Genomic DNA, 25,710 nt, shown 5'->3' on the forward strand with positions numbered 1-25,710 from the left:
GAGAGTCCAGGGGGAGGGGTTGTGTGGCTGTTTTCGTGTGTGCGCGGTGTGACGCCGTGCTGACCGCCCCGGTGTCGGAGGTCGCGCTGCCCGCGCATGCGCACCATTCGTTCGGGCACGACATGCTCCCCCCGCTCATGGAGCCGGGGACGTACGCCGTCGACCCCGAGCCGCACGGGCCGCCGTGGAAGCCGTGGAGCGAGATCGGGGAGGACGAGGCGGCGGCACGCGGGGTGTTCGCGCGCGCTCGCCGCTTCCACAGCCTCCCGTGCGGCGCGTCAGGAGCCGTCGCCGTCGCGCCGGGTGACACCCGCGCCATGGTGCTGATTCCGGAGCGGTGCGACGGCTACTGCCTGGGGCTCGACGGGCGGGACGGGCCGAACCTGGCGTGCGCGCGCTGCGGCCGGCCGGTGGCGACGCGGGTCGACGACTGCTCGCTCTGGCAGGTGGTGTGGCTCGCGCCGGACGCCGTACGCCGGCTTCCCGTCGAGGGCCCCGCCGACCGGATCCTCGACTGGGAGACCCTGGCGCAGGAACGCCGGAGCACCCCGCCCGTCGAACAGCTCGGGTACTGGAACCCCCAGTGGGAAGCGGCGGTCGGCGTGGCGCTGGCCCATGTGCTGGTGGCCTCGGGCGGCGCGCCCCTCGCCGTCCCCGGCGGCCTCCTCGCGGACACGTTCGGCCGCGCTCTCGACGCCCTGCTGCCGAAGGGGCCGCCGGCGAAGAGGCTCGCCCTGGCCGGGCCGGGGCTGCCCGGCACCGACGCCGACATCGTCCTCGTTCCGCTCCATCCGCAGACCGGCCAGGCGTGGCAGCCGCGGCCCCCGTCCGTCGGCGTGCCCCTCGCCGCCGGCGTCTGGATGCACCTCGCCTTCCCGCAGGAACAGGTTCCGCCGATACCGGTGACCGGTGGCCTGCCCGACGGTTTCCTGCGCGACGACCCCCTGCCGCTGCGCCCGCAGTGGCTGTTCCGTGCCGACGCACGTGTGCTCCTCGGCACGCTGGCCCGGCTGCCCGCCGTACGTGAGCCATGGCTGCGCGGGATCTTCGACCGCGTGGACGGGCAGGGGTACGCCCGCCCGTTCTGACGCCCGGCCTCAGACCGCCCGTACGCCCCGCTTCCACACCCCCGACACCAGCGGTACGCCGGGCCGGTAGGCCAGGTGGACATGGCTCGGGGCGTCCAGGAGCGTCAGGTCGGCGTACGCGCCCGGGGTGAGACGTCCGACGTCGTCCCGGCGCAGGGCCGCCGCTCCGCCCGCGGTCGCCGACCAGACCGCCTCGTCCGGGGTCATGCCCATGTCCCGTACGGCCAGGGCGATGCAGAAGGGGACCGAGGAGGTGAAGGAAGAGCCCGGATTGCAGTCCGTCGACAGGGCCACCGTCACGCCCGCGTCCAGGAGACGGCGGGCGTTCGGCCACGCGGCGCGGGTCGAGAACTCGGCGCCGGGGAGGAGGGTGGCCACGGTGCGGCCGCCTGCGAGGGCGTCCACGTCGGCGTCGGTGAGGTGGGTGCAGTGGTCGGCGCTCGCCGCGTCCAGTTCGACCGCCACCTGCACGCCGGGGCCGTACGAGAGCTGGTTGGCGTGGATGCGGGGGTGCAGGCCCTTCGCCCGGCCGGCGGTGAGGATCGCGCGGGCCTGGTCGCCGTCGAAGGCGCCCTGCTCGCAGAAGACGTCGATCCAGCGGGCGTACGGCGCGCAGGCGTCGAGCATCTCGCCGGTGACCAGGGCGACATAGGCGGCCGGGTCGTCGGCGTGGTCGGGGGAGACGATGTGGGCGCCGAGGTAGGTGACCTCGTCGGTGTGCTGGGCGGCGATGCGCAGGGCGCGGGCCTCGTCGGCGACGGTCAGGCCGTACCCGGACTTGGTCTCGAAGGTGGTCGTGCCCTGGTGGAGGGCCTCGGAGAGGTAACGGGTGAGGTTCGCCTCGAGTTCCTCGTCGGTGGCGGCGCGGGTGGCGGCGACCGTGGTGCGGATGCCGCCCGCGGTGTAGCCGCGGCCGGACATGCGGGCGTTGAACTCCTCGGTGCGGTCGCCCGCGAAGACCAGGTGGGAGTGGGAGTCGACGAAGCCGGGGAGGGCAGCCCGGCCGTCGGCGTCGACCCGATTGTCAGTGGCGGGTGCTTTGCTGGAGTCACCGGTCCACACGACGCGGTCGCCCTCGATGACGACGGCCGCGTCCCGGACCAGACCGAGAGGGGAACCGTCACCGAGGGAGGGGTCGTTGGTGACCAGCGTGGCGATGTTGGTGATGACGGTGCTGCTGCTCATCGTGTCCTCGTGGGTGGTCGTCGTCAGGCTCGAAGGGCTTCGACGGCCCGTGCCAGGGCCTGCGGCACCTCCGGTACGAGCGTGTGCGCCCCGTCGCGCACGACGTGCCGGCCCGCGACGACCGTGTGCCGTACGTCCGCCGCGGTCGCCGCGAATACGGCGGTCTCGGCGCCGAGCCGGGGCAGCGGGCCCGCTGTCCTGACGGAGTCGAGGGCGATCGTGGTGAAGTCGGCGGGGGCGCCGGTCGCCAGGATGCCCGCGTCCGGGCGGCCCAGCGCCGCGTGGCCGTCGGCGGAGGCGGCGCGCAGCAGGGCGGCCGCCGTCCAGTGACCGCGGGTGCGGGTGCGCAGTCGCTCGTTCAGCTCCATGGCGCGGGCCTCCTCCAGGAGGTCGATGACGGCGTGGCTGTCGGAGCCGAGGGAGAGCGGCGAGCCCTCGTTCTGGAGGGCGACGGCCGGTCCGATGCCGTCCGCGAGGTCCCGCTCGGTCGTGGGGCACATGCAGGTGCCCGTGCCGCTGCCACCGAGGAGGGAGATGTCCTCGGCGGTGAGGTGGGTGTTGTGGACTCCGGTGGTGCGCGGGCCCAGGACACCGTGCAGGGCGAGGAGCTGGGTCGGGGTGCAGCCGTGGACCTCGTGGCAGGCCTCGTTCTCGGCCGTCTGCTCGGAGAGGTGGACGTGCAGCGGTGCCCCGCGCTCCCCGGCCCAGCCCGCCACGGTCGCCAGCTGCTCGGCGGGCACGGCCCGTACGGAGTGGATCGCGGCCCCGATCCGTGCGTGATCCCGTTCCTTGAGAAGTGAACAGCGTTCGGCCCAGGCGTCCGCGCTTTTGTCGGAGAAGCGGAGCTGGTGGGCGTTGGGGGGCTGTCCGAAGCCGGAGGAGAGGTAGGCGGTGTCGAGGAGGGTGATGCGGATGCCGGCGTCGGCGGCGGCCTCGATCAGGGCCTCGCCCATCGCGTTGGGGTCGGCGTACGGGGTGCCGCCGGGGGCGTGGTGCACATAGTGGAACTCGCCCACGGCCGTGATCCCGGCCAGCGCCATCTCGGCGTACACCGCGCGCGCCAGGGCGTGGTAGGTGTCGGGGGTCAGCCGGTCCGCGAAGGAGTACATGATCTCGCGCCAGGTCCAGAAGGTGCCGGAGCCGACCTGGACGGTGCCGCGCAGGGCGCGGTGGAAGGCGTGCGAGTGGGCGTTCGCCAGGCCGGGCAGGGTGAGGCCGCGCAGGATCTCGGCGCCCGGGGGCGGGGAGTCGACGCCGGTGCGGACGGCGGTGATCCGGCCGTCCGTGACGTCGAGGGCGACGCCCGGCTCCACCTGGGGGTCGAGCCAGGCGTGCTCCAGCCAGTAGGTCCGTGTCCGCTGCGTGGAGGTCACGTGCAGGCCAGTCCTTCCAGTACGTCGGCGAGGGCGTGCACCCCGGCCACGCAGTCGTCCTCGGCGGCGAACTCGGCCGGGGAGTGCGAGACACCCGTGGGGTTGCGCACGAACAGCATGGCGGTCGGAATGCGTCCGGAGAGGATCCCGGCGTCGTGTCCGGCGCCCGTGCCGAGGACCGGGACCTTGAGGTCGGTGTCCCGGCCCAGGACGCGGGCGAGTTCGTCGCGCAGGGCGTGGTCGAACTCGACGACCGGGGTGAAGGACTCGCGGACCACGTCGAGGTCGATGCCGTGGGCGGCGGCGTACTCGCGGGCGGCCTTCTCGATGCCGCCGACGACGGTGTCGAGGGTGGCCTGGTCCTCGGCGCGGGAGTCGAGCCAGCCGCGCACCAGGGAGGGGACGGCGTTGACGCCGTTCGGCTCGACGGAGATCTTGCCGAAGGTGGCGACGGCACCGGCGAGCGCGGCCTCGCGGCGGGCGGCGAGGACCGTCTCGGCGTAGGACAGCATCGGGTCGCGGCGGTCAACGAGGCGGGTGGTGCCGGCATGGTTGGCCTCGCCGCGGAAGTCGAACCGCCAGCGGCCGTGCGGCCAGATGGCGCTGGCGATGCCGACCCGGTCGCCGGACAGGTCCAGCGCACGGCCCTGTTCGACGTGCAGTTCGACGAACGCGCCGATGCGGGCCAGCCGCTCCGGGTCGGGGCCGATGGCGTCGGGGTCGTGGCCGGCGGCCTCCATGGCCTGCGGCAGGGTGATCCCGTCGCCGTCGGTGAGGCGGTGTGCCTGCTCCACGGTGAGCCGTCCGGCGGTGAGGCGGGAGCCGACGCAGGCCAGACCGAAGCGGGCGCCCTCCTCGTCACCGAAGTTGACGAGCGCCAGGGGCTTGGTGAACGTCACCTGCCGGGCGCGCAGTTCGTCGAGCGCGGCGAAGGAGGACACCACTCCGAGCGGCCCGTCGAAGGCGCCGCCGTCCGGTACGGAGTCGAGGTGCGATCCGGTGACGACGGCGTCCCCGGCGGCCGGGTCCCCGAGCCACGCCCACTGGTTCCCGTTCCGGTCGACCTCGTAGGCCAGTCCGCGCGAGACGGCCTGCTCCTCGAACCAGGCCCGGCAGTCGGCGTCGGCGGCGGTCCAGGCGTAGCGCCGGTAGCCGCCGGAGGCGGAGTCGCGGCCGACGGGCAGCAGCTCCGCCCACATGCTGTGGAACGTCACGCGTCGTCACCTTCACGCATCGGCACCCGCACGCCCCGCTCGTCGGCGACGGTCTCCGCGATGTCGTAGCCGGCGTCGACGTGGCGGATGACACCCATGCCGGGGTCGTTGGTCAGGACGCGGCGGATCTTCTCGCCGCCGAGCCTGGTGCCGTCGGCGACGGTGACCTGGCCGGCGTGGATCGAGCGGCCCATGCCGACGCCGCCGCCGTGGTGGAGGGAGACCCAGGAGGCACCGGAGGCCACGTTCACCATGGCGTTGAGCAGCGGCCAGTCGGCGATCGCGTCGGAGCCGTCGAGCATGGCCTCGGTCTCGCGGTACGGGGAGGCGACGGAGCCGCAGTCGAGGTGGTCGCGGCCGATGGCCAGCGGGGCGGCCAGCTCGCCGCTGGCGACCATGTCGTTGAAGCGCTCGCCGGCCTTGTCGCGCTCGCCGTAGCCGAGCCAGCAGATCCGGGCGGGCAGACCCTGGAAGTGGACGCGTTCGCCGGCCAGCTTGATCCAGCGGGCCAGGGACTCGTTCTCGGGGAAGAGGTCGAGGATCGCCTTGTCGGTCTTGGCGATGTCGGCGGGGTCGCCGGACAGGGCCGCCCAGCGGAAGGGGCCCTTGCCCTCGCAGAACAGGGGGCGGATGTAGGCGGGGACGAAGCCGGGGAAGGCGAACGCCCGGTCGTAGCCGGCGAGCTGGGCCTCGCCGCGGATGGAGTTGCCGTAGTCGAAGACCTCGGCGCCGGCGTCCAGGAAGCCGACCATGGCCTCGACATGGCGGGCCATGGACTCGCGGGCGCGGGTGGTGAAGCCCGCCGGGTCCTTGGCGGCGGCGTCGGCCATGTCCTCGAAGGCGATGCCGGTGGGCAGGTAGGCCAGCGGGTCGTGGGCGGAGGTCTGGTCGGTGACGATGTCGATGGGGGCGCCCATCGCGAGGAGCTGCGGGACGAGTTCGGCGGCGTTGCCGAGGACGCCGACGGACAGCGGGCGGCGGGCGTCACGGGCCTCGACGGCCAGCTGGAGGGCGTGGTCGAGGGAGTCGGCCCTGACGTCCAGGTAGCGGTGTTCGATGCGGCGCTCGATGGCGCGCGGGTCGCAGTCGATACAGATCGCCACACCGTCGTTCATCGTCACGGCGAGCGGCTGGGCGCCGCCCATGCCGCCGAGGCCGGCGGTCAGGGTGATGGTCCCGGCGAGGGTGCCGCCGAACTTCTTCGCGGCGACGGCGGCGAAGGTCTCGTAGGTGCCCTGGAGGATGCCCTGGGTGCCGATGTAGATCCAGGAACCGGCGGTCATCTGGCCGTACATGGTCAGGCCGAGGGCCTCCAGGCGGCGGAACTCCTCCCAGTTGGCCCAGTCGCCGACGAGGTTGGAGTTGGCGATGAGGACGCGCGGGGCCCACTCGTGGGTCTGCATGACGCCGACGGGGCGGCCGGACTGGACGAGCATCGTCTCGTCCTGCTTCAGCCCCTTCAGCGTGCGCACCATGGCGTCGAAGGAGCGCCAGTCGCGGGCCGCCTTGCCGGTGCCGCCGTAGACGACGAGCTTGTCGGGGTGTTCGGCGACCTCGGGGTCGAGGTTGTTCTGCAGCATCCGCAGGGCGGCTTCCTGCTGCCATCCCAGGGCGCTCAGTTCCGTACCGCGCGACGCTCGTACGGGGCGGGGTCCTGACATGGTCTGCCTCCTTGCGGATGGGTCGTCCCGACGGACTGTTGCTCTCTCTATTCACATCCTGTCTTCCTGAATAGAACTAGTCAATAGGTCGCGGCGCCCCCCGAGAGGGAATCGGGAGGGGATCGGGAGGGAAACGGCGCAACGGGAGGGCGGGGCGGGGCGGGGGCACGCGGCGCGAAGAAGGGGAGCGCGGAGCTCCGTTCACCACCCGGGCGGGCACGCGCGCCGTTGACGTAAACCGTGCTCACGGTGTTGATAGGGACGCATGGGGCGTCGCGCCCCGAAACGGGGCCAGCCGACCCACCCTAGTCAGTCGGCCGCATGTTCCGCTGGAAAATGCCAGATCCCTCACCCCTGGCGCATACGTTGCGTAGCGTCTCCCTCACTCATCCGAACTGCGGCCGGGAGGGGAGCCGAACGGTGCCCGGAATCGACGAGTGCCTACTGGAGGCCATGCGGCTGCCCGGGGCCCGGGGAGCAGCACTGGTCGACTGGACCAGCGGGCTGGCGCTGGGCGCCGTCGGGGAGTTCCCGGGCGGCGACCACGAGGCGGCCGCGGCCGAGGCCGCCGAGGTCGCCCGGCTCACGGCCGAGCAGCGGGCGTTCACGCCCGAGGGCTACACCGCCGGTCACGAGGGCGGCGCGGAGGGGGCGGCCGAGCCTCCGGTGGAGGACCTGATCATCAGCAACCGGGACAGTTACCACCTGCTGCGGTTCGTGCCGACGACCTTCGACAGCAGTGTCTTCCTGCACGTATGGCTGGGCCGGTCGGACGGCAATCTCGCGCTGGCCCGGATCCGGCTGGGCGAGATGGCCGGACGGCTGGTGCTGGGATGACGCTGGTGGGGACGACACCGCAGAACACGACCCCGCCGCCGCGGCTGCCGGTGCGGGAGAGATCGGCGGCCCGGGAGGCGGGAGGCGGGCTGTCGCCGATGCTGACCCGGCTCGCCGCCGAGCGGGCCACCGGCGTCCTGGAACGCGAGGCCGGCGCGCTCTACCTCGCCGAGGGCCGTGTGGTGCACGCCGAGAGCCCCCTCGCTCCGGGCCTCGACGTGCTCCTCCTGACCCACGGCACCCTCGACGGCGCCTCCTGGCAGCAGGCGCTGGACCGGGCCGACGCGGACCACGGCGCGCTGCGGCTGCTGCTGGACGCCGACCGGATCCCGCGCGGCGCGCTGGAGGTGTGCCATCTGGGGGCGCTGTACGACGCGGCGTACTTCGCGCTCGCCCCCAGCAGCACCCCGGGCCGCTTCCGCTACGGCGCCGGGCATCCGTTCGGCGGGCTGCGGCCGGTGGCGGTGGGCGCGCTGGAGCGCGAGACGCTGCGCCGCCGCGAGCTGCTGGACCGGCTGTGGCCGGACCCACTGGCCGACGGGGCGCCGCTGATGCGGGCCGAGGCGTTCGCCGCCCCGGCACCGACCGCGCGGCAGCGCGCCGTACTGGCGCTGGTGGACGGGGTGCGCACCGCGTCGGACATCGCCCGGGAGCTGGGCCGGCAGGCGTTCCACACCCTGGTGGACGTCCGCCGGCTGGCCGCGGCGGGCCTGCTGACCGCGCTGTTCCCGCCACCGCCCCCGGCGCCCCAGCCGCACCTCCCGCCGGGGGCGCCGGGAGCGCCGGGGGGAGCGGGCACGGCCGGCGCCGCGGGCGCGCCCCCCGCCGCCAACCCCCCGCCCGGCGCCTCCCTGCCCCGTGTCAACGACCCCGACATCACCTTGCTGAAGAGGCTCAGAGATGCGCTGGAGGCCCTTTGAGCGGCAGCGACCGCGCGACGGGAGGAGCGAGCTGATGGCCGCCGGGCCCGAGATCCTCGACGAGCTCCGCCGGCTGCGGGCCCGGGTGCCGCAGCTGACCGGCGCGCTGGCCGCCGGTGTCGACGGGCTCGTCCTCGCCCACGACACCCCGGGCGTGGAGCCGGAGGGGGTGGCCGCACTGACCGCCGCCGCCCTGGGCGTCGCGGTGCGGCTGACGGACAGCACCGGCCAGGGCGATCTGCGCGAGCTGCTCGTGCGCGGGCGGTACGGCTATGTCGCCACGTACGCGGCGGGCGGCCACGCCGTGCTGACCGTGCTCGCCCAGGACCGCGTCAACGTCGGCCGGCTGCACCTGGAGGGGCGCCGGGCCGGGGCCCGGATCGGGGAGCTGGTCGACGCGCACGAGGCGAAGGCGCGCGAGGCGCGGGCGCGTGAGCCCAAGGCGCTGCCCCCGAAACCGCCGGCGCAGCCGCCCGTGCGGACCCCGGCCCGGCCCACCGCGGCACCCCTATGGACCAGATCGGCGCGCGACACCACCACGGACGCGCGCACCACCACGGAAAGTCGAGAGGAACCGAGGAACACGTCATGGCCAACACCGAAACCGCACTGAAAGAGGCGCTCGCCACCATCGAGGGAGCGTCGGCCGCCGCCCTGGTCGACTACACCAGCGGCATGGCGCTGGGCACGCTGGGCGGCAGCAAGACCTTCGACCTCAATGTGGCCGCGGCCGGCAACACCGACGTGGTGCGCGCCAAGATGCGCACCATGGAGCACCTCGGGCTGAAGGCCCAGATCGAGGACATCCTGATCACGCTGTCCGACCAGTACCACCTGATCCGTCTGATCAGCGGGCGCGGCGGCAACGGGCTCTTCCTGTACCTCGTCCTGGACGCCAAGCGGGCCAACCTCGCGATGGCCCGCCACCAGCTCCGGAAGATCGAGGAGGACCTGGAGGTCTGACTACGCGTACAGCTCGGTGCGGCGGCGGCTTCCCCCCGGGGCCGCGTCGCCCGCCCCGATGCCGGTGCTGCGGTACGCCTTGACGGCCTTTCCGGCCGGACGGCCGCCGTACCGGCCGAGCCAGTCGACGCGCGCCCACAGCAGCACGTCCCCGGCCCGCTCGCGCCTCCCGAGCCAGGCGGCCTTCAGCCTGAGCCCGGTGCCGCAGCCGGCGAGCAGCATGCCGACGGCGGCGGGCACGGCGAAGGAGCTGCCCAGCGCGACCGTGAAGGCGAGCAGCAGCCACCAGCGGTGGCCGTGCCGCCAGGTGCGGACGGTGACCGCCCGGTCCTGGAGCACATCGTGCTTGCCGGCCCGGGCGGCACCGCCGGCGAGCGCGGTGTAGCGCTTGCGGCCGTACAGCGCCACCACGGCCGCGGCCACGAGGAACAGCGCGGCCCCCGCCATGACCCCGATCCGGCGTCCGGTGATTCCGGGCGGCAGGACGCCGACCCCCGCCGTGAACACCCCGCACCACCACAGCGGTGCGGCCCCGGCCCGTACGACGACGGCCACCCGGGCCAGCCCCTGACCTCCGCGTGCCACGTCCGTCTCCTCCTCGCTCCGGCACAGTTCTGGTGACCGGTCAGGCTAGCGAGCGAACGTGAGACCCGTCTGAGAGCGGAGCGGCGCTACTCGACGAACAGCCCCCGTGCCGCCGCCCGGGTGTCGAACTCCTCCAGCCGGGCCTGCGCCTCGGGCAGGTCGTCGCACATCGCCTCCAGCAGGACCCGGCCCAGCAGCATCGGCGCGCACGCCGTGTCGAAGGCGAGCCCGGTGCCGACGGCGGCGGGCAGCAGCAGGTCGGAGACCTTGGCGACCGGCGCGAACGCGGAGTCGGCGACCGTGACGACGGTCAGCCCCGCCTCCTTCGCGCAGCTCAGCGCGTCGAGGACCTCGCGCGGATGCCGGGGCAGCGCGAAGCACAGCAGCGCGGTGGCACCGGCCCGTACGGCGGCGTCGATCCGGTCCTGGATCATCGTGCCGCCCTCGTTGAGCAGCCGTACGTCGGGGTGGACCTTGGCGGCGAAGTACGCGAAGCCGTACGCCTGGGAGGCGGCGGCCCGCAGTCCGAGGACCGGAAGGGGCCGGGAGGCGGCGAGCAGCCGGCCGGCCCGGTGCACCGGGCGGGGGTCGGCGAGCAGTTCGGCGAGATGCCTCAGGTTCTCGATCTCGGCCTCGACGGCCTGCTGGTACTCGTTGTACGAGGCCGAGCCGGGCGGCTGTTCGGCAGGGGCGACCTCGCGCAGATGCCTGCGCAGGGCCGGGTAGCCGTCGAAGCCGAGGGCGACGGCGAACCGGGTCACGGAGGGCTGGCTGACCCCGGCCAGTTCGGCCAGTTCGACGCTGGAGAGGAACGGCACGTCGGCGGCGCGCCGCACCATGCTGTGGGCGATGCGCCGCTGGGTGGGCGTCAGCCGGTGCCCCTCGAAGAGCGCCTGAAGCCGTCCGGCGGGAGTGTCCGCCACACCGGTCCCGCCCGCGCCCGTCCCGCCCGCACCGGTCCGGCCGGCACCCGTGCCGCCCATGTCGGTCTCCGCGCTCATGCCCCGCTCCCCCTCCAGATCTCCGTGAACCGGTCCAGCAGCCGGGCCGCCGCGCCCACGTCGTCCGTGAGCGGCCGGTCGGCCTGTTCGGCGTCGAGCGCCGCCTCGGCGAGCTCCAGCGCCCGGCCGGCCGGAAGGCCCGGCTCGGGCCGCAGCTCGCGCTGACGCAGCGCCCGTACGGCGGCGACGAGTTCGCAGCCGACCACGAGACGGTACGCGCCACAGGCACGCAGTGTCTGCCGGGCGGCGAGCGAGGCGAAACTGGCCTGTTCCTCGACGCCCCGGGAGAGTACAGCGTGGCCGAGCGAGGCGGGGGCCGCGAAGGCCCGCAGGTCACCGAGGGCGGCTCCGGCGGCGTACTCCAGGATCATCACACCGGAGGAGGCGGGCCGGTCGTCGGCGAGGAAGGGGCGCAGCCGGGTGAAGGCGGGCTCGTTCAGGGTGGAGAGCCGGGACGTGGACAGCCGCGCCACCTGCATCAGCGAGAGCCTGAAGTGGTCCAGGGCGAGGGCGAGCTGGGCCTGGTAGAAGCCGCCGTGGTGGTAGGCGGCCATGTCCTCGGGGGAGATGAGCGGGTTCTCGGCGGCGGCGTTGATCTCGATGCCGAGCACCTGCTCCAGGGCGTCGGCGGCGTCGTGCGCGGGGCCGTGGATCTGGGGCAGGCAGCGGAAGCCGTACGGGTCCTGGATCCGGCCGAGGGGTGGGGTGGGCCGGTCCTCGGCGCCGGTCAGCTCCCGCATCCGGCGGGCCACGTCGACGGAGCCGCGGTGCGGGCGGGCGGCGTGCACGGGGGCGGCGTACGCCTCGTGCGAGCCGTCCACGGCGAGCAGCGAGAGCGCCGCGACGACCTGGGTGGCCTCCAGGAGTCCGCGCAGCTCGTGCAGGGCGAGGGCGGACTGGCCGAGGGTGAGGGCGTTGCTGCTGATGAGGGCGAGGGCGTCGTTGTTGTCGAGGGTCTGCGGCTCGGGGGCCGGCGTGCCCCGCCAGGGATGCTCCCCCACCAGTGCCAGCCCCACCTGCGCCAGCGCGGCCAGGTCCCCGGTCCCGACCGAGCCGAACTCGTTGACGACCGGGTGGGCCCCGCTCTCCAGGGCCTGGCAGAGCGCGGTGACGACGCCGGGCCGCAGGCCCGCGCCGCCGGCGAGGAGCTGGTTGGCGCGGACGGCGAGCATGGCGCGGACCTGCCGGGCGGGGAGTTCCTCGCCGATGGCGCCGGCGTGGCTGCGCAGCAGCCGCAGCCCGTGCCGGGCGGCCTCCTCGGTGGGCACGTCCTCGTTCCGGTTGGCGCCGACGCCGGTGGAGCGGCCGTAGACGCGTCCGGTGGCGGCGATCATCCGGGCCGCGTCCCAGACCTCCGTCATCCGGCGCATCGCGTCGGTGCCGGGCACCGGCCGGGCGGTGCCGTCGGCGAGGCGTACGACGTCCGGGACGCCGAGGGCGACTCCGTCGAGGACCACCAGCCCGCTGTGCGCGGCCGGGGCGACCTCGGACATGTCCACAATCCGAGACGACATAAGGCTTCGATCCTCCTCAATTCGGACGCCTGATCTTGCTCCTCGGTCATCCATTACCTCGGATTCACACCGAAGCGTTGACAAATTATTCAACTACGGAGAACTCTGCATGACGTTATACAGCCGGGCAAGGGACATCTCATGATCCAGTTCGACGCGGTCCACAAGCGCTTCCCCAACGGCACGACAGCAGTCCACGACCTCACCCTGGAAATGCCGGAAGGCGGGGTGACCGTCCTGGTCGGGTCCTCCGGTTGCGGCAAGACCCCTCATCCCCGGCCAGCACATCGTGCCCCTGATCGCCGACCGCAAGGCCGACTCCACCGTCCGCAAGGCCCTCGCCCGGCTCGGCAACGTCCTGACCACCGAGCACCTCACCCAGCTCAACAAGCAGGTGGACACGGACAAGGAGGACCCCGAGGACGTGGCGAACGCGTACGCGAAGCAGCACGGCCTGGCATAGGAACGGGGTCCGTCCACCCCGGCGGACCCGACCCCGAAGACGGGGGCTGCCCCCAGTGCGCGGGGCGCCCCCACTGCCTACCGTGGGTCCATGACGGGATGGGAGACCACCATGGACGCGCGCGACAGCGACCTGAAGAAGGAACTCGACGCCACTCTGCAGACGCGCAGGGAGCTGGGCGAGGAGTACGAGTCCGCGCTGGTGGACTCCTTCCTGGAGAAGGTCGACCAGCGCATCGACGCGGCGGTGGAGCGCCGGGTGCGCAGGGGGTTCGCGCAGGCGCAGACGGCGACGGCCCGTGACTCCCGTTCCCCGAGGGCCACGGACTCCTGGGGCGAGCGGTTCGGCTTCGGCATCGTCTCGCTGGTGCTGGCGGTCCCGCTGTCCGCGATCGGTGCGGGCACCGCGCATCTGCCCGGGCTGATCGTCACCTGGGTGGGCATCGTCGGCGTCAACGCCGTCCAGGCCGCCCGCAGCAACCCCGGCCTGTTCGGCGCCGCCCGCCGCCGGTCGTCGAAGGACGACGACTGGAAGGACTGACGGGGCCACGGAGAAAAGAGCTGTGCGCGGGGACCGCCGCACCCCCGTTACCGGGGGGCGGGACGACGGCGGTCCCCGCGAGGGACGCGGGCCGGGTCAGGCCGGGCTTGCGCGTCCGTGGCGTCGGTGGAGGTCCGGGAGCCGCTCCGGAGGTCCGTGACGCCGTTCGGTTGCCGGCCTGGGCGGGGAGCCGCTCCCGCCCTGCCGACACCCACTAATGTGCCGGACCCGTGTTAAGCGTGTGCTGCGCGGACGTGACGCGCTCGTACCACTTCCGCGAAGTCCATCACTTCGGTGGGTAAACGGAACTTCGGCGTCGTCACCGGCAGTTCACCGGACGTTCGCCGTCACTTGCCGCCCTTGGCCAGGAAGGCCAGCAGGTCCTGGCGGCTGACGACACCGGTGGGCTTGCCCTCGACGAGGACGATCGCGGCGTCCGCGGTGCCGAGCACCGACATCAGGTCGCCGACCGGTTCGCCGGAGCCGACCTGCGGCAGCGGGGCCGACATGTGCTTCTCCAGCGGGTCGGAGAGGGAGGCGCGCTGGGTGAACAGCGCGTCGAGCAGCTCGCGTTCGACGACCGAGCCGACGACCTCGGCGGCCATGACGTCCGGGTGGCCGGCGCCCGGCTTCACGATCGGCATCTGCGAGACGCCGTACTCGCGCAGCACCTCGATGGCCTGACCGACCGTCTCGTCCGGGTGCATGTGGACGAGGGACGGCATGGCGCCGTGCTCCTTGTCGCTCAGGACGTCACCGACGCGCGCGGACGGGCCCTCGTCCTCCAGGAAGCCGTAGTCGGCCATCCACTCGTCGTTGAAGATCTTCGAGAGGTACCCGCGGCCGCTGTCCGGCAGCAGCACCACGACCACGTCGTCGGGCCCGAGCCGCTCGGCGACCCGCAGCGCGGCGACGACGGCCATGCCGCAGGAGCCGCCGACGAGGAGGCCCTCCTCCTTGGCCAGACGGCGGGTCATCTGGAAGGAGTCCTTGTCGGAGACCGCGACGATCTCGTCGGCGACGGTCCGGTCGTAGGCGGACGGCCAGAAGTCCTCACCGACGCCCTCGACCAGGTACGGCCGCCCGGAGCCGCCGGAGTAGACGGATCCCTCGGGGTCGGCGCCCACGACCTGGACACGGCCGTCGCTGGCGTCCTTCAGATAGCGCCCGGTACCGGAGATGGTGCCGCCGGTGCCCACGCCCGCCACGAAGTGCGTGATCCGCCCCTCCGTCTGCTCCCACAGCTCGGGGCCGGTGGAGTGGTAGTGGGAGAGCGGGTTGTTGGGGTTGGAGTACTGGTCGGGCTTCCAGGCGCCGGGCGTCTCGCGCACCAGCCGGTCGGACACGTTGTAGTAGGAGTCCGGGTGCTCGGGGTCCACGGCGGTCGGGCAGACGACGACCTCCGCGCCGTACGCCCGCAGCACGTTGATCTTGTCGGTGCTCACCTTGTCGGGGCACACGAAGATGCACTTGTACCCCTTCTGCTGCGCCACGATGGCCAGCCCGACCCCGGTGTTGCCGCTGGTCGGCTCGACGATCGTGCCGCCCGGCCGGAGTTCCCCGCTCTTCTCGGCGGCCTCGATCATGCGCAGGGCGATGCGGTCCTTCACGGAGCCGCCCGGGTTGAAGTACTCCACCTTGGCCAGAACGGTGGCCTGGATGCCCTGGGTCACGCTGTTGAGCTTCACCAGCGGGGTGTTGCCGACGAGGCTGATCATCGAGTCGTGGAATCGCACCGTTGTCTCCGGTTGCTTGCAAAAACAGTGGTCGTAGTGGTTACGCCAGCCTACGGCCCGTCCGTGACGTTCACTCCCCGTCGAGATTGGGCGACGGTCCGTACGGGGCAAGGAGTGGGTGTACGGACACGAGGAGGTGGCGGCGAGGCATGACGAGCATGTCGAGGGCGAGAGTGGCCCGGCGCATCGCGGCCGGCGCGGCCTACGGCGGCGGCGGCATCGGCCTGGCCGGGGCGGCGGCCGTGGGGCTGCTGCTGGCGGAGGCGCGGCTGGCCCGGCGCCATGTGAACGGAGTCGGCGAGCACCACCGGGCCCCGCACGCGGACGGCCGCTACGGCCGGACGTACGACGCCCCCGGCACCCCGGCCGCGCAGCCCCTGCGGCTGGTGCTGCTCGGCGACTCCACGGCGGCCGGCCAGGGTGTCCACCGCTCCGGCCAGACCCCGGGCGCGCTGCTGGCGTCCGGCCTCGCGGCGGTCGCGGAACGCCCGGTGGAGCTGCGCAACGTCGCCCTGCCCGGCGCCCAGTCCGACGACCTCGACCGGCAGGTCGCGCTGATCCTCGGCAGCTCCGACCAGGTGCCCGACATCTGCGTGATCATGATCGGCGCGAACGACGTCACCCACCGCATGCCGCCGACCCGCTCGGTGCGGCACCTGTCGGCGGCGGTACGGCGGCTGCGCACGGCCGGCGCGGAGGTGGTGGTCGGCACCTGTCCCGACCTCGGCACGATCGAGCCGGTCCCGCAGCCGCTGCGCTGGCTGGCCCGCAGGGCCTCCCGTCAGCTGGCGGCCGCCCAGACGATCGGTGTGATCGAGCAGGGCGGGCGCACGGTGTCACTGGGCGATCTCCTCGGCCCCGAGTTCGAGGAGAACCCGCGCGAGCTGTTCGGCCCCGACCACTACCACCCCTCGGCGGAGGGGTACGCGACCGCCGCCATGGCCGTCCTGCCCACGCTCTGCGCCGCCCTCGGCCTCTGGCCGGCGGAGGAGGAGCGCCCGGACGTCTCCCGCCGCGAGGGCTTCCTGCCGGTGGCCCGCGCCGCGGCCGAGGCGGCGTCGGAGGCCGGCACCGAGGTCACGGCAGCCATGCCGACGGGCCCGCGGGGCCCCTGGGCCCTGCTGAAGCGGCGCCGCAGGAGGAGGGTCGAGGAGACCGAGCCGAGCCGGCCGGCGCCAGACCAAGCAAGCGCTTAGAAAGTGCGGTCAGGGTCACACCACGACACGGGTGACCGCGAGAGTACGGACAGGTAACTTCCCAAGCAGCCGTGCCCGTACGAACCCCTTCCGCCACTGGAGCCGTGATGCCCGAAGCCGTCATCGTCTCGACCGCCCGTTCCCCGATCGGCCGCGCCGTCAAGGGCTCTCTGAAGGACCTGCGCCCGGACGACCTCACCGCCACGATTATCCAGGCCGCCCTCGCGAAGGTCCCCGAGCTGGACCCGCGGGACATCGACGACCTGATGCTCGGCTGCGGCCTCCCCGGCGGCGAGCAGGGCTACAACCTGGGCCGGATCGTCGCCGTGCAGATGGGCATGGACCACCTGCCGGGCTGCACGGTCACCCGTTACTGTTCCTCGTCGCTGCAGACCTCCCGCATGGCCCTGCACGCCATCAAGGCCGGCGAGGGCGACGTCTTCATCTCGGCCGGTGTCGAGATGGTCTCCCGGTACGCCAAGGGCAGCTCCGACGGCCTCCCGGACACCAAGAACCCCCTCTTCGCCGAGGCCGAGGCCCGCACCGTCGCCACGGCCTCCCAGGAGGGCTCCACCTGGCACGACCCGCGCGAGGACGGCCTGCTCCCCGACCCCTACATCGCGATGGGGCAGACCGCGGAGAACCTGGCCCGCTCCAAGGGCGTCACCCGCCAGGACATGGACGAGTTCGGCGTCCGCTCGCAGAACCTCGCCGAGGAGGCCATCAAGAACGGCTTCTGGGAGCGCGAGATCACCCCGGTGACCCTCCCCGACGGCACCGTGGTCGGCAAGGACGACGGCCCGCGCGCCGGCGTCACCCTGGAGGCCGTGTCGGGCCTGAAGCCGGTCTTCCGCCCCGACGGCCTGGTCACGGCCGGCAACTGCTGCCCGCTCAACGACGGCGCCGCCGCGGTCGTCATCATGTCCGACACCAAGGCCCGCGAGCTGGGCCTGACCCCGCTCGCCCGGATCGTGTCCACGGGCGTCTCCGGCCTCTCCCCCGAGATCATGGGCCTCGGCCCGGTGGAGGCGTCGAACCAGGCCCTGCGGCGCGCCGGTCTGACGATCGACGACATCGACCTGGTCGAGATCAACGAGGCGTTCGCCGCGCAGGTGATCCCCTCCTACCGCGACCTGGGCATCGACCTCGACAAGCTGAACGTCAACGGCGGCGCCATCGCCGTCGGCCACCCCTTCGGCATGACGGGCGCCCGGATCACCGGCACGCTCATCAACTCCCTCCAGTTCCACGACAAGCAGTTCGGCCTGGAGACGATGTGCGTCGGCGGCGGCCAGGGCATGGCGATGGTCATCGAGCGCCTGAGCTGACCCCTCCGGGAGTCTCTGCGTAACCGCTTCGGCACCTGCCGTCACGTCATGGCCCGGAGTCCGGGAAGCCCCTGGACTCCGGGCCGTTTTGTGATCCAATCTCCCCCAGGATGTGACCTATCTCCCCCTGACAGGGATTTACGCAGCTCAGCGCGGTTCGCGACCAAACCCCAGACCCAATTTCCTGTCCGTTTCGTGACGTTACGCACTGACAGCGGGATAGTCCGCCCTTCAAGCTGATGTAGGAAGTCGGGGGTCGACTTTGAACCGGGAGTACGTCAGTGAGCGCCATGCCGATCGCCTTGCTGGTCACCACGGCCGCCACGGGCGCCGTGGGCGTCGCCGTCCTGCGCACCCTCTTGCAGCTGCGCCGGCAGGTCGCCGCCCTGCACATCCAGCTCGCCGAGAACCTCGCGGCCGAGCGGCGGGGCTTCGTACCGGCCGCCCGCAGCACCACGGACACCGCCGAGATACGCGCGGCCGTGGCCGAGGCGCTCGCGGAGGAGCGGGAGCGGGAGCTGGCCGAGGCGCGCGCCTTCTGGGCCGCCCAGGAGGCCCGTGACGCCTCCGACGCCCCCTCCCTGCTGGGTCTGCCGGACAGCGAGCTGTTCCTGCCCCGCCAGTCCGACTTCGTGGGCCTGGAGCCGCTGGAGCCGGTGACCGAGCCGACCGCGGACGCCGACGAGTTCGCCGGCGACTCCCCCGAACTGGCCGCGGCCCGCCGCCGCCACCCGTCCCACCCGGACTTCGTCCCGGTCCAGTCACCCGTCGTGAACGACCACGAACGCACGGTCGCCACCCTGGAGGAACTGGCCGAGTCCCGCACCGAACTGACCGACGTCCGCCCGGGCCCGCTCGGCACCCTCGACGTCTATGTCTTCGCCGACGGCACCACCCTGTGCATGACCCCGGGCCACCGCGAAACGGCCGACCGCCTCGCCACCGCCCTCACCGCGGGCGAAACCCCGTACCTCCTGGGCGGCTCGGGCATCTCCGGCGCGTACACCCTGACCTTCGCGTGCGGCGAGGAGAACGTCTACATCCTGGCGGACCGGGTCATAGCGAGCCTCTGACGGCTTCGTCGAGGCCGCGAACGCACCTCAGACCCCCGCCCGCTTCTGCGCCTCCTCGACCAGCCGCAGCGCTTCCCCCACCTCGGCCTCACTGGTCAGCACCACCGCCAAATCATGCACCGCCACGGTGATTTGATCGGCGGCGGCGAACATCCCCGCATCCGGCATCTCCCGGGGCTCCGCCCCGGGCTGCTCGATCGCCTGCGCCCACCGGGCCAACTGCCTGGCCAGCCCCAGTGCCTCCGCGGCCGCCCCTCTCTGCAACCGGCTCTGCGGAGCGGCACGCAAACGATCGGCGAAGTGATCCACCGCACGGGTCAGAGACGTCGTATCCACCACGCCGTGAGCGTACGCGTCGTACCCGGACTGTTGCCAACGGGCGAACGCTCAGGCACCGTGACCTGAAGGACCGGCTTACATCCCCTTTGCAACCGGAGGCGCCGATGTCCCATGTCCTCTCCGAGGAGACCCACCGCAATCTGCTCGCCCGCATCCCCCACTGCACCGGCCGTGAAGTCTCCGACTGGCTGCGCACCGTCGACGAAGGCCCCGCTCTCCGCTTCGAGGAGAAGGTCAGCTGGCTGCGCCACGAGCACAACCTCGCGTACGGCCACGCCAAGGCGATCATCCACGAGTACGAACTGAGGAGGGCCGCGCGCAAATTCCTCTAGCGCGCACACCGTAGGACGTGCACACCGGCAGGGTAGGACGTGCACACCGGCAGGACGGTTCACCGGACATGACGAAGGGCCCCGGGAAGACCCCGGGGCCCTTTCACGCCGTACGACTGCTACGACCGCGGTCGCGCTCAGTCGCTCTGGTTGAGGATGGCGAGGAGTCGCAGGAACTCCATGTAGATCCAGACCAGCGTCAGCGTGAGGCCGAAGGCGGCGAGCCAGGCCTCCTCACGCGGGGCGCCGTAGGCGATGCCGTCCTCGACCTGCTTGAAGTCCAGGGCGAGGAAGCAGGCACCCAGGATGATGCCGATGATCCCGAAGACGATGCCGAGGCCACCGCTGCGGAAGCCGAGGCCGTCGCCGCCGCCGAAGACGGTGAACAGCAGGTTCACGGCCATCAGCAGGACGAAGCCGAGCGCCGCGGCCATCACGAAGCCGTAGAAGCGGCGGTTGACGCGGATCCAGCCGGCCTTGTACGCCACGAGCACACCGGCGAAGACCGCCATGGTGCCGAGGACCGCCTGGACGACCACGCCGTCCGCGATGTACGTCGACACCGTGGACGAGATCACGCCGAGGAAGACGCCCTCGAGGGCGGCGTAGGACAGGATCAGCGCGGGGGCCGGACGGCGCTTGAAGGACTGGACGAACGCCAGCACCATCGCGACCAGGCCGGCGACGACGGCGATGCCGTAGGACTTGCCGAGGTTGGCCTCGTCCACGGGCAGCAGCAGCCAGGACAGGACCGCCGTGACGATCACGGTGCCGAGCGTGGTCGCGGTGCGCGCGACGACGTCGTCCATGGTCATGGCGCCCGGGGTGACCGGGGCCTGCGGCGGGGCGCCCACCTGCTGGGCGTAAGGGTTCTGCGCGTACGGGTTGCCCTGCGCGTACGGGTTGGCCTGGGTGCCGACAGCGGGTCCCCCGGCCTGCGGCGTCGCGTTGAAGCCCGCGTAGCCGTTGTCGCGGCTGAACCCCCGTCGCGAGAAGACCGGGTTTCTGCTCCTCATTTCACTCCTCCATGGCCGCCGTGCGCGGCCTTGGCGTCAAGAGTAATGGGTAGGCAAAGGATTGACCCTAGTGCTTGGGGAGGATCTTTCCCTCGTCATGCTGCGCAACACGCTACGCGGCAGGCGGATTCCCGGTACGGCGGGCCCTCATTCATGACCAAGCTGCGACATGGCCGGAACCGGCCGGAGATCAACCGGTCGATCACCCGAACGGGAACCCGGTGTACCCCTCGGCCAGGTCGGTCTCGGCGGCGCGCGAGGAGGCGATCCGCTCCAGCCGGGCGATCTGGAGCCGGTCCTCGAAGGGGGTGGCGTCGGGTGCGCGGTGCAGCAGGGTCGTCATGTCGTACGAGAACCGCTCGGCCTGCCAGACCCGGCTCAGACAGGTCGCCGAGTAGGCGTCGAGCAGGTCGTCCGATCCGGTCTCCTCGCGGTGCGTCAGGGCCCGCGCGAACGTGACGACGTCCCCGACGGCCAGATTCAGCCCCTTGGCGCCGGTCGGCGGGACGATGTGGGCGGCGTCCCCGGCGAGGAAGAGCCGGCCGTGCCGCATCGGCTCGTGGACGTAGGACCGCATGGGGGTGACGGACTTCTGGGTGATCGGCCCGCGCTCCAGCCGCCAGCCGTCCTCGGTCTCGAAGCGCCGCTCCAGCTCGTCCCAGATCTCCTCGTCGCCCCAGCTCTCGGCGTCGGTGCCCTCGGGCACCTGGAGGTAGAGGCGGGAGACGGACGGGGAGCGCATGGACAGCAGGGCGAAGCCGCGGTCGTGGCGGGCGTAGACCAGCTCGTCGTGCGAGGGCGGTACGTCGGCGAGGATCCCGAGCCAGCCGAAGGGGTACGTCCGTTCGAAGACGCGGGTCAGTTCGGCCGGGATCGCGCTCCGGGCCACTCCCCAGAAGCCGTCGCAGCCGACGACGTACGCGCACTCCAGGACGTCCTCGACGCCCTCGTGCCGGAAGCGGACGCGCGGGCTGTCGGTGTCGGCGCCCTCCACGGCCAGCGCCTCGGCCTCGAACAGCAGCGGGCCGCCCTCCTTGAGCTGGAGGGCGATGAGGTCCTTGCAGACCTCGGTCTGGGCGTAGACCGTCACGGACCGGCCGCCGGTGAGGGCGGGGAAGTCGACGCGGTGGCGCTTCTTGTCGTAGCGCAGCTCGATGCCGTCGTGGCGCAGCCCCTCGCGGTCCATGCGCTCCCCCGCCCCGGCCGCGCGCAGGACGTCCACCGTGCCCTGTTCCAGGATCCCCGCGCGCTGGCGGTGCTCGACGTAGGCCCGGTCGCGGCTCTCCAGGACGACGGAGTCGATGCCGGCGTTGTGGAGCAGACGGGCGAGGAGGAGGCCGGCCGGGCCGGCGCCGATGATGCCGACGGTGGTGCGCATCGGGCGTTCCCTTCGGGGGTTCAGGTGTTCGGGTTCGGGTGTTCGGGTTCGGGTGTTCGCATAGTGAAGTTTTCTTCACTCTGGCCATGCGTGAGTGTGCGCCGGGGGCACCGCGATGTCAACGCCTCAATGGAGGATGCAGTGATCGACGAGGTGTCGGAAGTGCCCAGAGCCGGACTTGAACCGGCACGCCCGCGAAGGGGCAGCGAGGTTTAAGCTCGCCGTGTCTGCATTCCACCATCTGGGCAGGCCTTGGGCTCCGCGTTGAGCTTCCGACCCTATCGGGATCCGTCCCCCGAACAGCGGAAGAGTGGACCGATGTTGTCTTATTTTATTGACGTCTGAGGGAGCATCAGCACCTGGAACTCGCCATCCGCACTTGCCAGTAGCCTGGCGCGGGGCGACCGCTTGCGTATGCGGAATGACGGAATTTCACCGCCCGAACGAGGGTGCTCCACCGGTTCTTGACGAACCGTCCGTCAGGGACGGGTGTCATCCCCAGGTATGACACGGCGGTCCACGGTCCGACCGGAGTCTGCCTTCAGAACCGGAACAGCGACTGACTACAGGACCGCCCGGCGCCGGAACGATGGTTCAGGTCCGCAAGACCCCGCACTCCCTCGTCCCGACAGGAGCACGTTCCCGTGACCACCAGCCCCCTCGCCGAACGGTCCACCGCCGTGGCCGCACGTGCCACGGACCTGTCGAAGATCTACGGGCAGGGCGAGACCCAGGTGGTCGCCCTGGACCGGGTCTCCGTCGCATTCCGGCAGGCCGAGTTCACCGCGATCATGGGCCCCTCCGGGTCCGGCAAGTCCACCCTGATGCACTGCGTGGCCGGCCTCGACACCTTCTCCTCGGGCTCGGTGCGCGTCGGCGAGACCGAACTCGGCTCGCTGAAGGACAAACAGCTCACCCGGCTCCGCCGGGACAAGATCGGCTTCATCTTCCAGGCGTTCAACCTGCTGCCGACGCTGACCGCACTGGAGAACATCACCCTCCCGATGGACATCGCGGGACGGAAACCGGACAAGGAGTGGCTCGACTCGGTCATCCGGATGGTGGGGCTGAAGGACCGGCTGAGCCACCGCCCCTCCCAGCTCTCCGGCGGTCAGCAGCAGCGCGTCGCCGTCGCCCGCGCCCTGGCCTCCCGGCCCGAGATCATCTTCGGCGACGAGCCGACCGGGAACCTCGACTCCCGCTCCGGCGCCGAGGTGCTGGGCTTCCTGCGCAACTCCGTGCGGGAACTGGGCCAGACGGTGGTGATGGTGACCCACGACCCGGTCGCGGCGGCGTACGCGGACCGGGTGGTGTTCCTCGCGGACGGGCGGATCGTGGACGAGATGTACCGCCCGACGGCCGAGACGGTCCTCGACTTCATGAAGCAGTTCGACGCGAAGGGCCGTACCAGCTGATGTTCCGCACCGCCCTGCGCAACGTCCTCGCGCACAAGGCCCGGCTCCTGATGACCGTGCTCGCCGTCATGCTCGGCGTGGCCTTCGTCTCCGGGACCCTCGTCTTCACCAACACCCTGTCCAACGCCCTCCAGAACAGCTCCGCCAAGGGCTTCGACCAGGTCGACGTGGCCGTCACCGCCCAGCCCCAGCCGGACGTCGGCGACCGGATCGTCCAGACGCCCGATCTGACCGAGGCCCTGCGGAAGAAGAGCGCCCAGGTACCCGGCGCCGCGTCCGCCATCGGTGTCGTCACCGGCTTCACCGCCGTCGCCGACAAGGACGGCAAGCTCGTCGGCGACGGCTTCCAGTCCCAGGGCGGCAACTACTGGGGCACCGACGACCCCCGCTACCCCCTCACGCAGGGCAGGGCACCCCAGGGTCCCGACCAGGTCGCCCTCGACCTGAAGACCGCCGAGCGCACCGGCTACCGGATCGGCGACCGGCTGCGGCTCTCCGTCGACGGCCCGGTGCTCACGCCCACCGTCTCCGGCATCTTCCGGACCGACGACGGCAATGTCGCGGCCGGCGGCAGCCTCACCCTGTTCGACACCCCGACGGCGCAGAAGCTGTTCGGCAAGGCGGGCACGTACGACGAGATCGATGTGAAGGCCGCCGCCGGCACCACGCAGACCGAGCTGCGCACGGCCCTGGACGCGGCGCTGCCGCGCGACCGGGTCGACACCGAGACCGGCAGGCAGCTCGCCGACCGGCAGGCCGAGTTCATCGCCTCCTCGATGAGCGGTCTGAAGCAGGGCCTGCTGGTGTTCGCCGGGATCGCGCTGTTCGTGGGCACGTTCATCATCGCCAACACCTTCACCATGCTGGTCGCCCAGCGCACCAAGGAGCTGGCGCTGCTGCGCGCGGTCGGCGCCTCCCGCCGCCAGGTGACCCGGTCGGTGCTGATCGAGGCCCTCGTGGTGGGTGTGGTGGCCGGTGCGACCGGTCTGGTGGTCGGCATCGGCATCGGCGCCGGACTGCGCACGCTCATGGGCAGCCTGGGGGCGTCCGTCCCCGACGGCCCGCTGATCGTGTCGGCCGGCACGGTCGCCACCTCGTTCGCCGTCGGTGTGGTCATCACCGTGCTGGCCGCCTGGCTGCCGGGCCGCCGGGCCGCGAAGATCCCGCCGGTCGCGGCGATGAGCAGCCTGCACGCCAAGGCGACCACCAGGTCGCTGGTGCTGCGCAACACGCTCGGCGCGCTGTTCTCGGCGGCGGGCGTCGCGACCGTCCTGTACGCGACGACGATGGACGGCTCGGACGGCCAGGCCCCGATGGGCATCGGCGCGGTCCTGCTGATCATCGGTGTGTTCATCCTGACCCCGCTGCTGTCCCGCCCGCTGATCGCGGCCGCCGCGCCGGTCCTGCGGATCTTCGGGGTCTCCGGCCGGCTGGCCCGGCAGAACTCGGTGCGCAATCCGCGCCGTACGGCCGCCACCGCCTCGGCGCTGATGATCGGCCTCACCCTGATCACCGGGATGACGGTGATGGCGGGCAGCCTGCAGAAGTCGATCGACAAGATGGCGTCCGCGGCGATCCGCGCCGACTACGTGGTGTCGATGGCGAACGGCAACCCGCTCTCCCCGGACGTCGAGAAGAAGCTGACGGCCGCCGAGGGCGTGACCGTCACCAGCCCGATGCGCAACGCGCTGGCCCGGATCGACGACAGCACCGAGAACGTCACCGGCGTGAACGGTTCCGCCTTCGCCGAGCTGACCGACCTGCCGGTCGACGACGGCACGTTCGAGGTGGGCGGCACGAAGGTCGTCGTCGACGAGGACACCGCGAAGTCGTTCGGCTGGAAGGCCGGTTCGGCGTTCCAGGTGGCGTACGAGGACGGCGCCAGGCAGCGGCTGACCGTCTCCGGGGTCTACCGGGCCAACGAGCTGTTCCGCGGGATCCTGCTCGACACCGCGGCACTCTCCCCGCACCAGGACTCCCCGGACGACATGCAGGTCATGGTGAAGACCTCCGGCGGCGCCTCCGACGCGACCAAGGACCGGCTGGAGAAGGCCCTCGGCTCCAACCCGGCCATCAAGGTGCAGAGCAAGCAGGACCTCTCCGACTCCGTCGCGCAGATGTTCACCCTGATACTGAACATGCTCTACGGCCTGCTCGCGATGGCGGTGATCGTCGCCGTGCTCGGTGTCATCAACACCCTGGCGATGTCGGTCTTCGAGCGTTCGCAGGAGATCGGCATGCTGCGGGCGATCGGTCTGGACCGCCGCGCGGTCAAGCGGATGGTCCGGCTGGAGTCCCTCGTCATCTCCCTGTTCGGCGGGGTGCTCGGCATCGGTCTGGGCGTGTTCTTCGGCTGGGCGGCCGGTGAGCTGCTCGGCACGAGGATGACGACGTACGAACTCGTCCTGCCGTGGGACCGGATGGCCGTGTTCCTGCTGCTGGCCGCCGGGGTGGGTGTCCTCGCGGCGCTGTGGCCGGCCCGGCGGGCGGCCCGGCTGAACATGCTGGCGGCGATCAAGGCGGAGTAGCCGACGGCCGGAAGGGGCCCCGTGT

The 25,710-nt window shown here is 72.1% G+C and carries 23 protein-coding genes, 1 tRNA gene and 2 pseudogenes; 14 read left to right on the top strand and 12 right to left on the bottom strand.

All coding sequences use genetic code 11. The features are described 5' to 3' along the window. The first annotated feature begins 23 nt into the window (after window positions 1-23). The gene (locus AQJ64_RS30720) at window positions 24-1,088 is read left to right on the top strand and encodes a hypothetical protein (protein ID WP_055638689.1); all 1,065 of its coding nucleotides are present in this window, start codon (window positions 24-26) and stop codon (window positions 1,086-1,088) included. A 9-nt stretch (window positions 1,089-1,097) separates the two neighbouring features. Here AQJ64_RS30720 and hutI read toward each other — a convergent pair whose 3' ends face one another. Genes hutI through hutU form a run of 4 tightly spaced genes read right to left on the bottom strand, consistent with a single transcriptional unit; the run spans window position 1,098 to window position 6,521 of the window. Next, entirely contained in the window at window positions 1,098-2,273 is a 1,176-nt protein-coding gene (gene hutI, locus AQJ64_RS30725) for an imidazolonepropionase (RefSeq protein ID WP_055638690.1), read from the bottom strand. 23 nt (window positions 2,274-2,296) lie between these two features. Continuing rightward, window positions 2,297-3,646 carry a formimidoylglutamate deiminase gene (locus AQJ64_RS30730; protein WP_099054158.1) on the bottom strand — a complete coding sequence of 450 codons (1,350 nt, stop codon included), beginning with the start codon at window positions 3,644-3,646 and terminating at the stop codon, window positions 2,297-2,299. Further along, the gene (locus tag AQJ64_RS30735; RefSeq protein WP_055638692.1) at window positions 3,643-4,860 is read right to left on the bottom strand and encodes an allantoate amidohydrolase; all 1,218 of its coding nucleotides are present in this window, start codon (window positions 4,858-4,860) and stop codon (window positions 3,643-3,645) included. The genes AQJ64_RS30730 and AQJ64_RS30735 overlap by 4 nt, the downstream gene beginning before the upstream one ends. Beyond that, a complete protein-coding gene (gene hutU, locus AQJ64_RS30740; RefSeq protein WP_059203181.1) occupies window positions 4,857-6,521 on the bottom strand; it encodes a urocanate hydratase in 1,665 nt (554 codons plus the stop codon). Before hutU ends, AQJ64_RS30735 begins: the two co-directional genes overlap by 4 nt. A 420-nt stretch (window positions 6,522-6,941) precedes the next feature. Between hutU and AQJ64_RS30745 the strand changes: the two genes are divergently transcribed. Genes AQJ64_RS30745 through AQJ64_RS30760 form a run of 4 tightly spaced genes read left to right on the top strand, consistent with a single transcriptional unit; the run spans window position 6,942 to window position 9,241 of the window. Further along, a complete protein-coding gene (locus tag AQJ64_RS30745) occupies window positions 6,942-7,358 on the top strand; it encodes a hypothetical protein (protein WP_059203182.1) in 417 nt (138 codons plus the stop codon). After that, window positions 7,355-8,278 carry a hypothetical protein gene (locus AQJ64_RS30750; protein ID WP_059203183.1) on the top strand — a complete coding sequence of 308 codons (924 nt, stop codon included), beginning with the start codon at window positions 7,355-7,357 and terminating at the stop codon, window positions 8,276-8,278. The genes AQJ64_RS30745 and AQJ64_RS30750 overlap by 4 nt, the downstream gene beginning before the upstream one ends. 34 nt (window positions 8,279-8,312) lie before the next feature. Beyond that, complete coding sequence (locus AQJ64_RS30755; protein WP_059203184.1) at window positions 8,313-8,891, top strand: roadblock/LC7 domain-containing protein; 579 nt, start codon at window positions 8,313-8,315, stop codon at window positions 8,889-8,891. Then, the gene (locus tag AQJ64_RS30760; RefSeq protein ID WP_059203185.1) at window positions 8,867-9,241 is read left to right on the top strand and encodes a roadblock/LC7 domain-containing protein; all 375 of its coding nucleotides are present in this window, start codon (window positions 8,867-8,869) and stop codon (window positions 9,239-9,241) included. The genes AQJ64_RS30755 and AQJ64_RS30760 overlap by 25 nt, the downstream gene beginning before the upstream one ends. Here the strand turns inward: AQJ64_RS30760 and AQJ64_RS30765 are convergent, their stop codons facing one another. The 3 genes from AQJ64_RS30765 to AQJ64_RS30775 all read right to left on the bottom strand — a co-directional run bounded on the left by AQJ64_RS30765 (window position 9,242) and on the right by AQJ64_RS30775 (window position 12,341). Beyond that, window positions 9,242-9,826, bottom strand: coding sequence for a hypothetical protein (locus AQJ64_RS30765; protein ID WP_055631691.1), 585 nt, complete (start codon window positions 9,824-9,826; stop codon window positions 9,242-9,244). An 86-nt stretch (window positions 9,827-9,912) separates the two neighbouring features. After that, the gene (locus AQJ64_RS30770; RefSeq protein WP_055631710.1) at window positions 9,913-10,809 is read right to left on the bottom strand and encodes a MurR/RpiR family transcriptional regulator; all 897 of its coding nucleotides are present in this window, start codon (window positions 10,807-10,809) and stop codon (window positions 9,913-9,915) included. A gap of 14 nt (window positions 10,810-10,823) precedes the next feature. Then, window positions 10,824-12,341, bottom strand: coding sequence for an aromatic amino acid ammonia-lyase (locus AQJ64_RS30775; protein ID WP_055631692.1), 1,518 nt, complete (start codon window positions 12,339-12,341; stop codon window positions 10,824-10,826). 141 nt (window positions 12,342-12,482) lie between these two features. Here AQJ64_RS30775 and AQJ64_RS51205 point away from each other — a divergent pair. From AQJ64_RS51205 to AQJ64_RS30780, 3 genes and pseudogenes are all read left to right on the top strand, one after another. Beyond that, window positions 12,483-12,615: pseudogene (locus AQJ64_RS51205) on the top strand (ABC transporter ATP-binding protein); the annotation flags it as partial. Then, window positions 12,610-12,804 (top strand): annotated as a pseudogene (locus AQJ64_RS46660) (glycine betaine ABC transporter substrate-binding protein); the annotation flags it as partial. The pseudogenes AQJ64_RS51205 and AQJ64_RS46660, both read left to right, overlap by 6 nt. Window positions 12,805-12,915: 111 nt before the next feature. Beyond that, window positions 12,916-13,344 (top strand): hypothetical protein, encoded by a 429-nt coding sequence (locus AQJ64_RS30780; protein ID WP_055631693.1) that lies wholly within the window; start codon window positions 12,916-12,918, stop codon window positions 13,342-13,344. 347 nt (window positions 13,345-13,691) lie between these two features. On the opposite strand, the gene AQJ64_RS30785 is transcribed toward AQJ64_RS30780, so the two are convergent. Continuing rightward, the gene (locus AQJ64_RS30785; protein WP_055631694.1) at window positions 13,692-15,080 is read right to left on the bottom strand and encodes a cystathionine beta-synthase; all 1,389 of its coding nucleotides are present in this window, start codon (window positions 15,078-15,080) and stop codon (window positions 13,692-13,694) included. 149 nt (window positions 15,081-15,229) lie between these two features. On the opposite strand from AQJ64_RS30785, the gene AQJ64_RS30790 reads away from it, so the two are divergent. From AQJ64_RS30790 to AQJ64_RS30800, 3 genes are all read left to right on the top strand, one after another. Continuing rightward, complete coding sequence (locus tag AQJ64_RS30790; protein WP_079062046.1) at window positions 15,230-16,276, top strand: SGNH/GDSL hydrolase family protein; 1,047 nt, start codon at window positions 15,230-15,232, stop codon at window positions 16,274-16,276. Window positions 16,277-16,383: 107 nt separating this feature from the next. Then, the gene (locus AQJ64_RS30795; RefSeq protein ID WP_055631696.1) at window positions 16,384-17,604 is read left to right on the top strand and encodes an acetyl-CoA C-acetyltransferase; all 1,221 of its coding nucleotides are present in this window, start codon (window positions 16,384-16,386) and stop codon (window positions 17,602-17,604) included. Between the two features lie 281 nt (window positions 17,605-17,885). Continuing rightward, the gene (locus AQJ64_RS30800) at window positions 17,886-18,677 is read left to right on the top strand and encodes a hypothetical protein (RefSeq protein WP_055631697.1); all 792 of its coding nucleotides are present in this window, start codon (window positions 17,886-17,888) and stop codon (window positions 18,675-18,677) included. Between the two features lie 27 nt (window positions 18,678-18,704). Here AQJ64_RS30800 and AQJ64_RS30805 read toward each other — a convergent pair whose 3' ends face one another. Next, window positions 18,705-19,016 carry a hypothetical protein gene (locus AQJ64_RS30805; protein ID WP_206189606.1) on the bottom strand — a complete coding sequence of 104 codons (312 nt, stop codon included), beginning with the start codon at window positions 19,014-19,016 and terminating at the stop codon, window positions 18,705-18,707. Window positions 19,017-19,120: 104 nt separating this feature from the next. On the opposite strand from AQJ64_RS30805, the gene AQJ64_RS30810 reads away from it, so the two are divergent. Then, window positions 19,121-19,348, top strand: a complete 228-nt coding sequence (locus AQJ64_RS30810; protein WP_055631699.1) for a DUF4287 domain-containing protein — start codon at window positions 19,121-19,123, stop codon at window positions 19,346-19,348. A gap of 137 nt (window positions 19,349-19,485) precedes the next feature. Here the strand turns inward: AQJ64_RS30810 and AQJ64_RS30815 are convergent, their stop codons facing one another. From AQJ64_RS30815 to AQJ64_RS30825, 3 genes are all read right to left on the bottom strand, one after another. Then, complete coding sequence (locus AQJ64_RS30815) at window positions 19,486-20,364, bottom strand: Bax inhibitor-1/YccA family protein (protein ID WP_055631700.1); 879 nt, start codon at window positions 20,362-20,364, stop codon at window positions 19,486-19,488. A 202-nt stretch (window positions 20,365-20,566) separates the two neighbouring features. Beyond that, window positions 20,567-21,742 (bottom strand): 4-hydroxybenzoate 3-monooxygenase, encoded by a 1,176-nt coding sequence (locus tag AQJ64_RS30820; protein ID WP_055631701.1) that lies wholly within the window; start codon window positions 21,740-21,742, stop codon window positions 20,567-20,569. A gap of 163 nt (window positions 21,743-21,905) precedes the next feature. Beyond that, window positions 21,906-21,989: transfer RNA gene (locus AQJ64_RS30825), tRNA-Leu, on the bottom strand. Window positions 21,990-22,386: 397 nt separating this feature from the next. On the opposite strand from AQJ64_RS30825, the gene AQJ64_RS30830 reads away from it, so the two are divergent. Next, complete coding sequence (locus AQJ64_RS30830) at window positions 22,387-23,157, top strand: ABC transporter ATP-binding protein (RefSeq protein ID WP_055631702.1); 771 nt, start codon at window positions 22,387-22,389, stop codon at window positions 23,155-23,157. Next, window positions 23,157-25,685, top strand: a complete 2,529-nt coding sequence (locus tag AQJ64_RS30835; RefSeq protein WP_055631703.1) for an ABC transporter permease — start codon at window positions 23,157-23,159, stop codon at window positions 25,683-25,685. The genes AQJ64_RS30830 and AQJ64_RS30835 overlap by 1 nt, the downstream gene beginning before the upstream one ends. The last annotated feature ends 25 nt before the right edge of the window (window positions 25,686-25,710 follow it).

Source organism: Streptomyces griseoruber (assembly GCF_001514205.1).
Taxonomy (GTDB): Bacteria; Actinomycetota; Actinomycetes; order Streptomycetales; family Streptomycetaceae; genus Streptomyces; species Streptomyces griseoruber.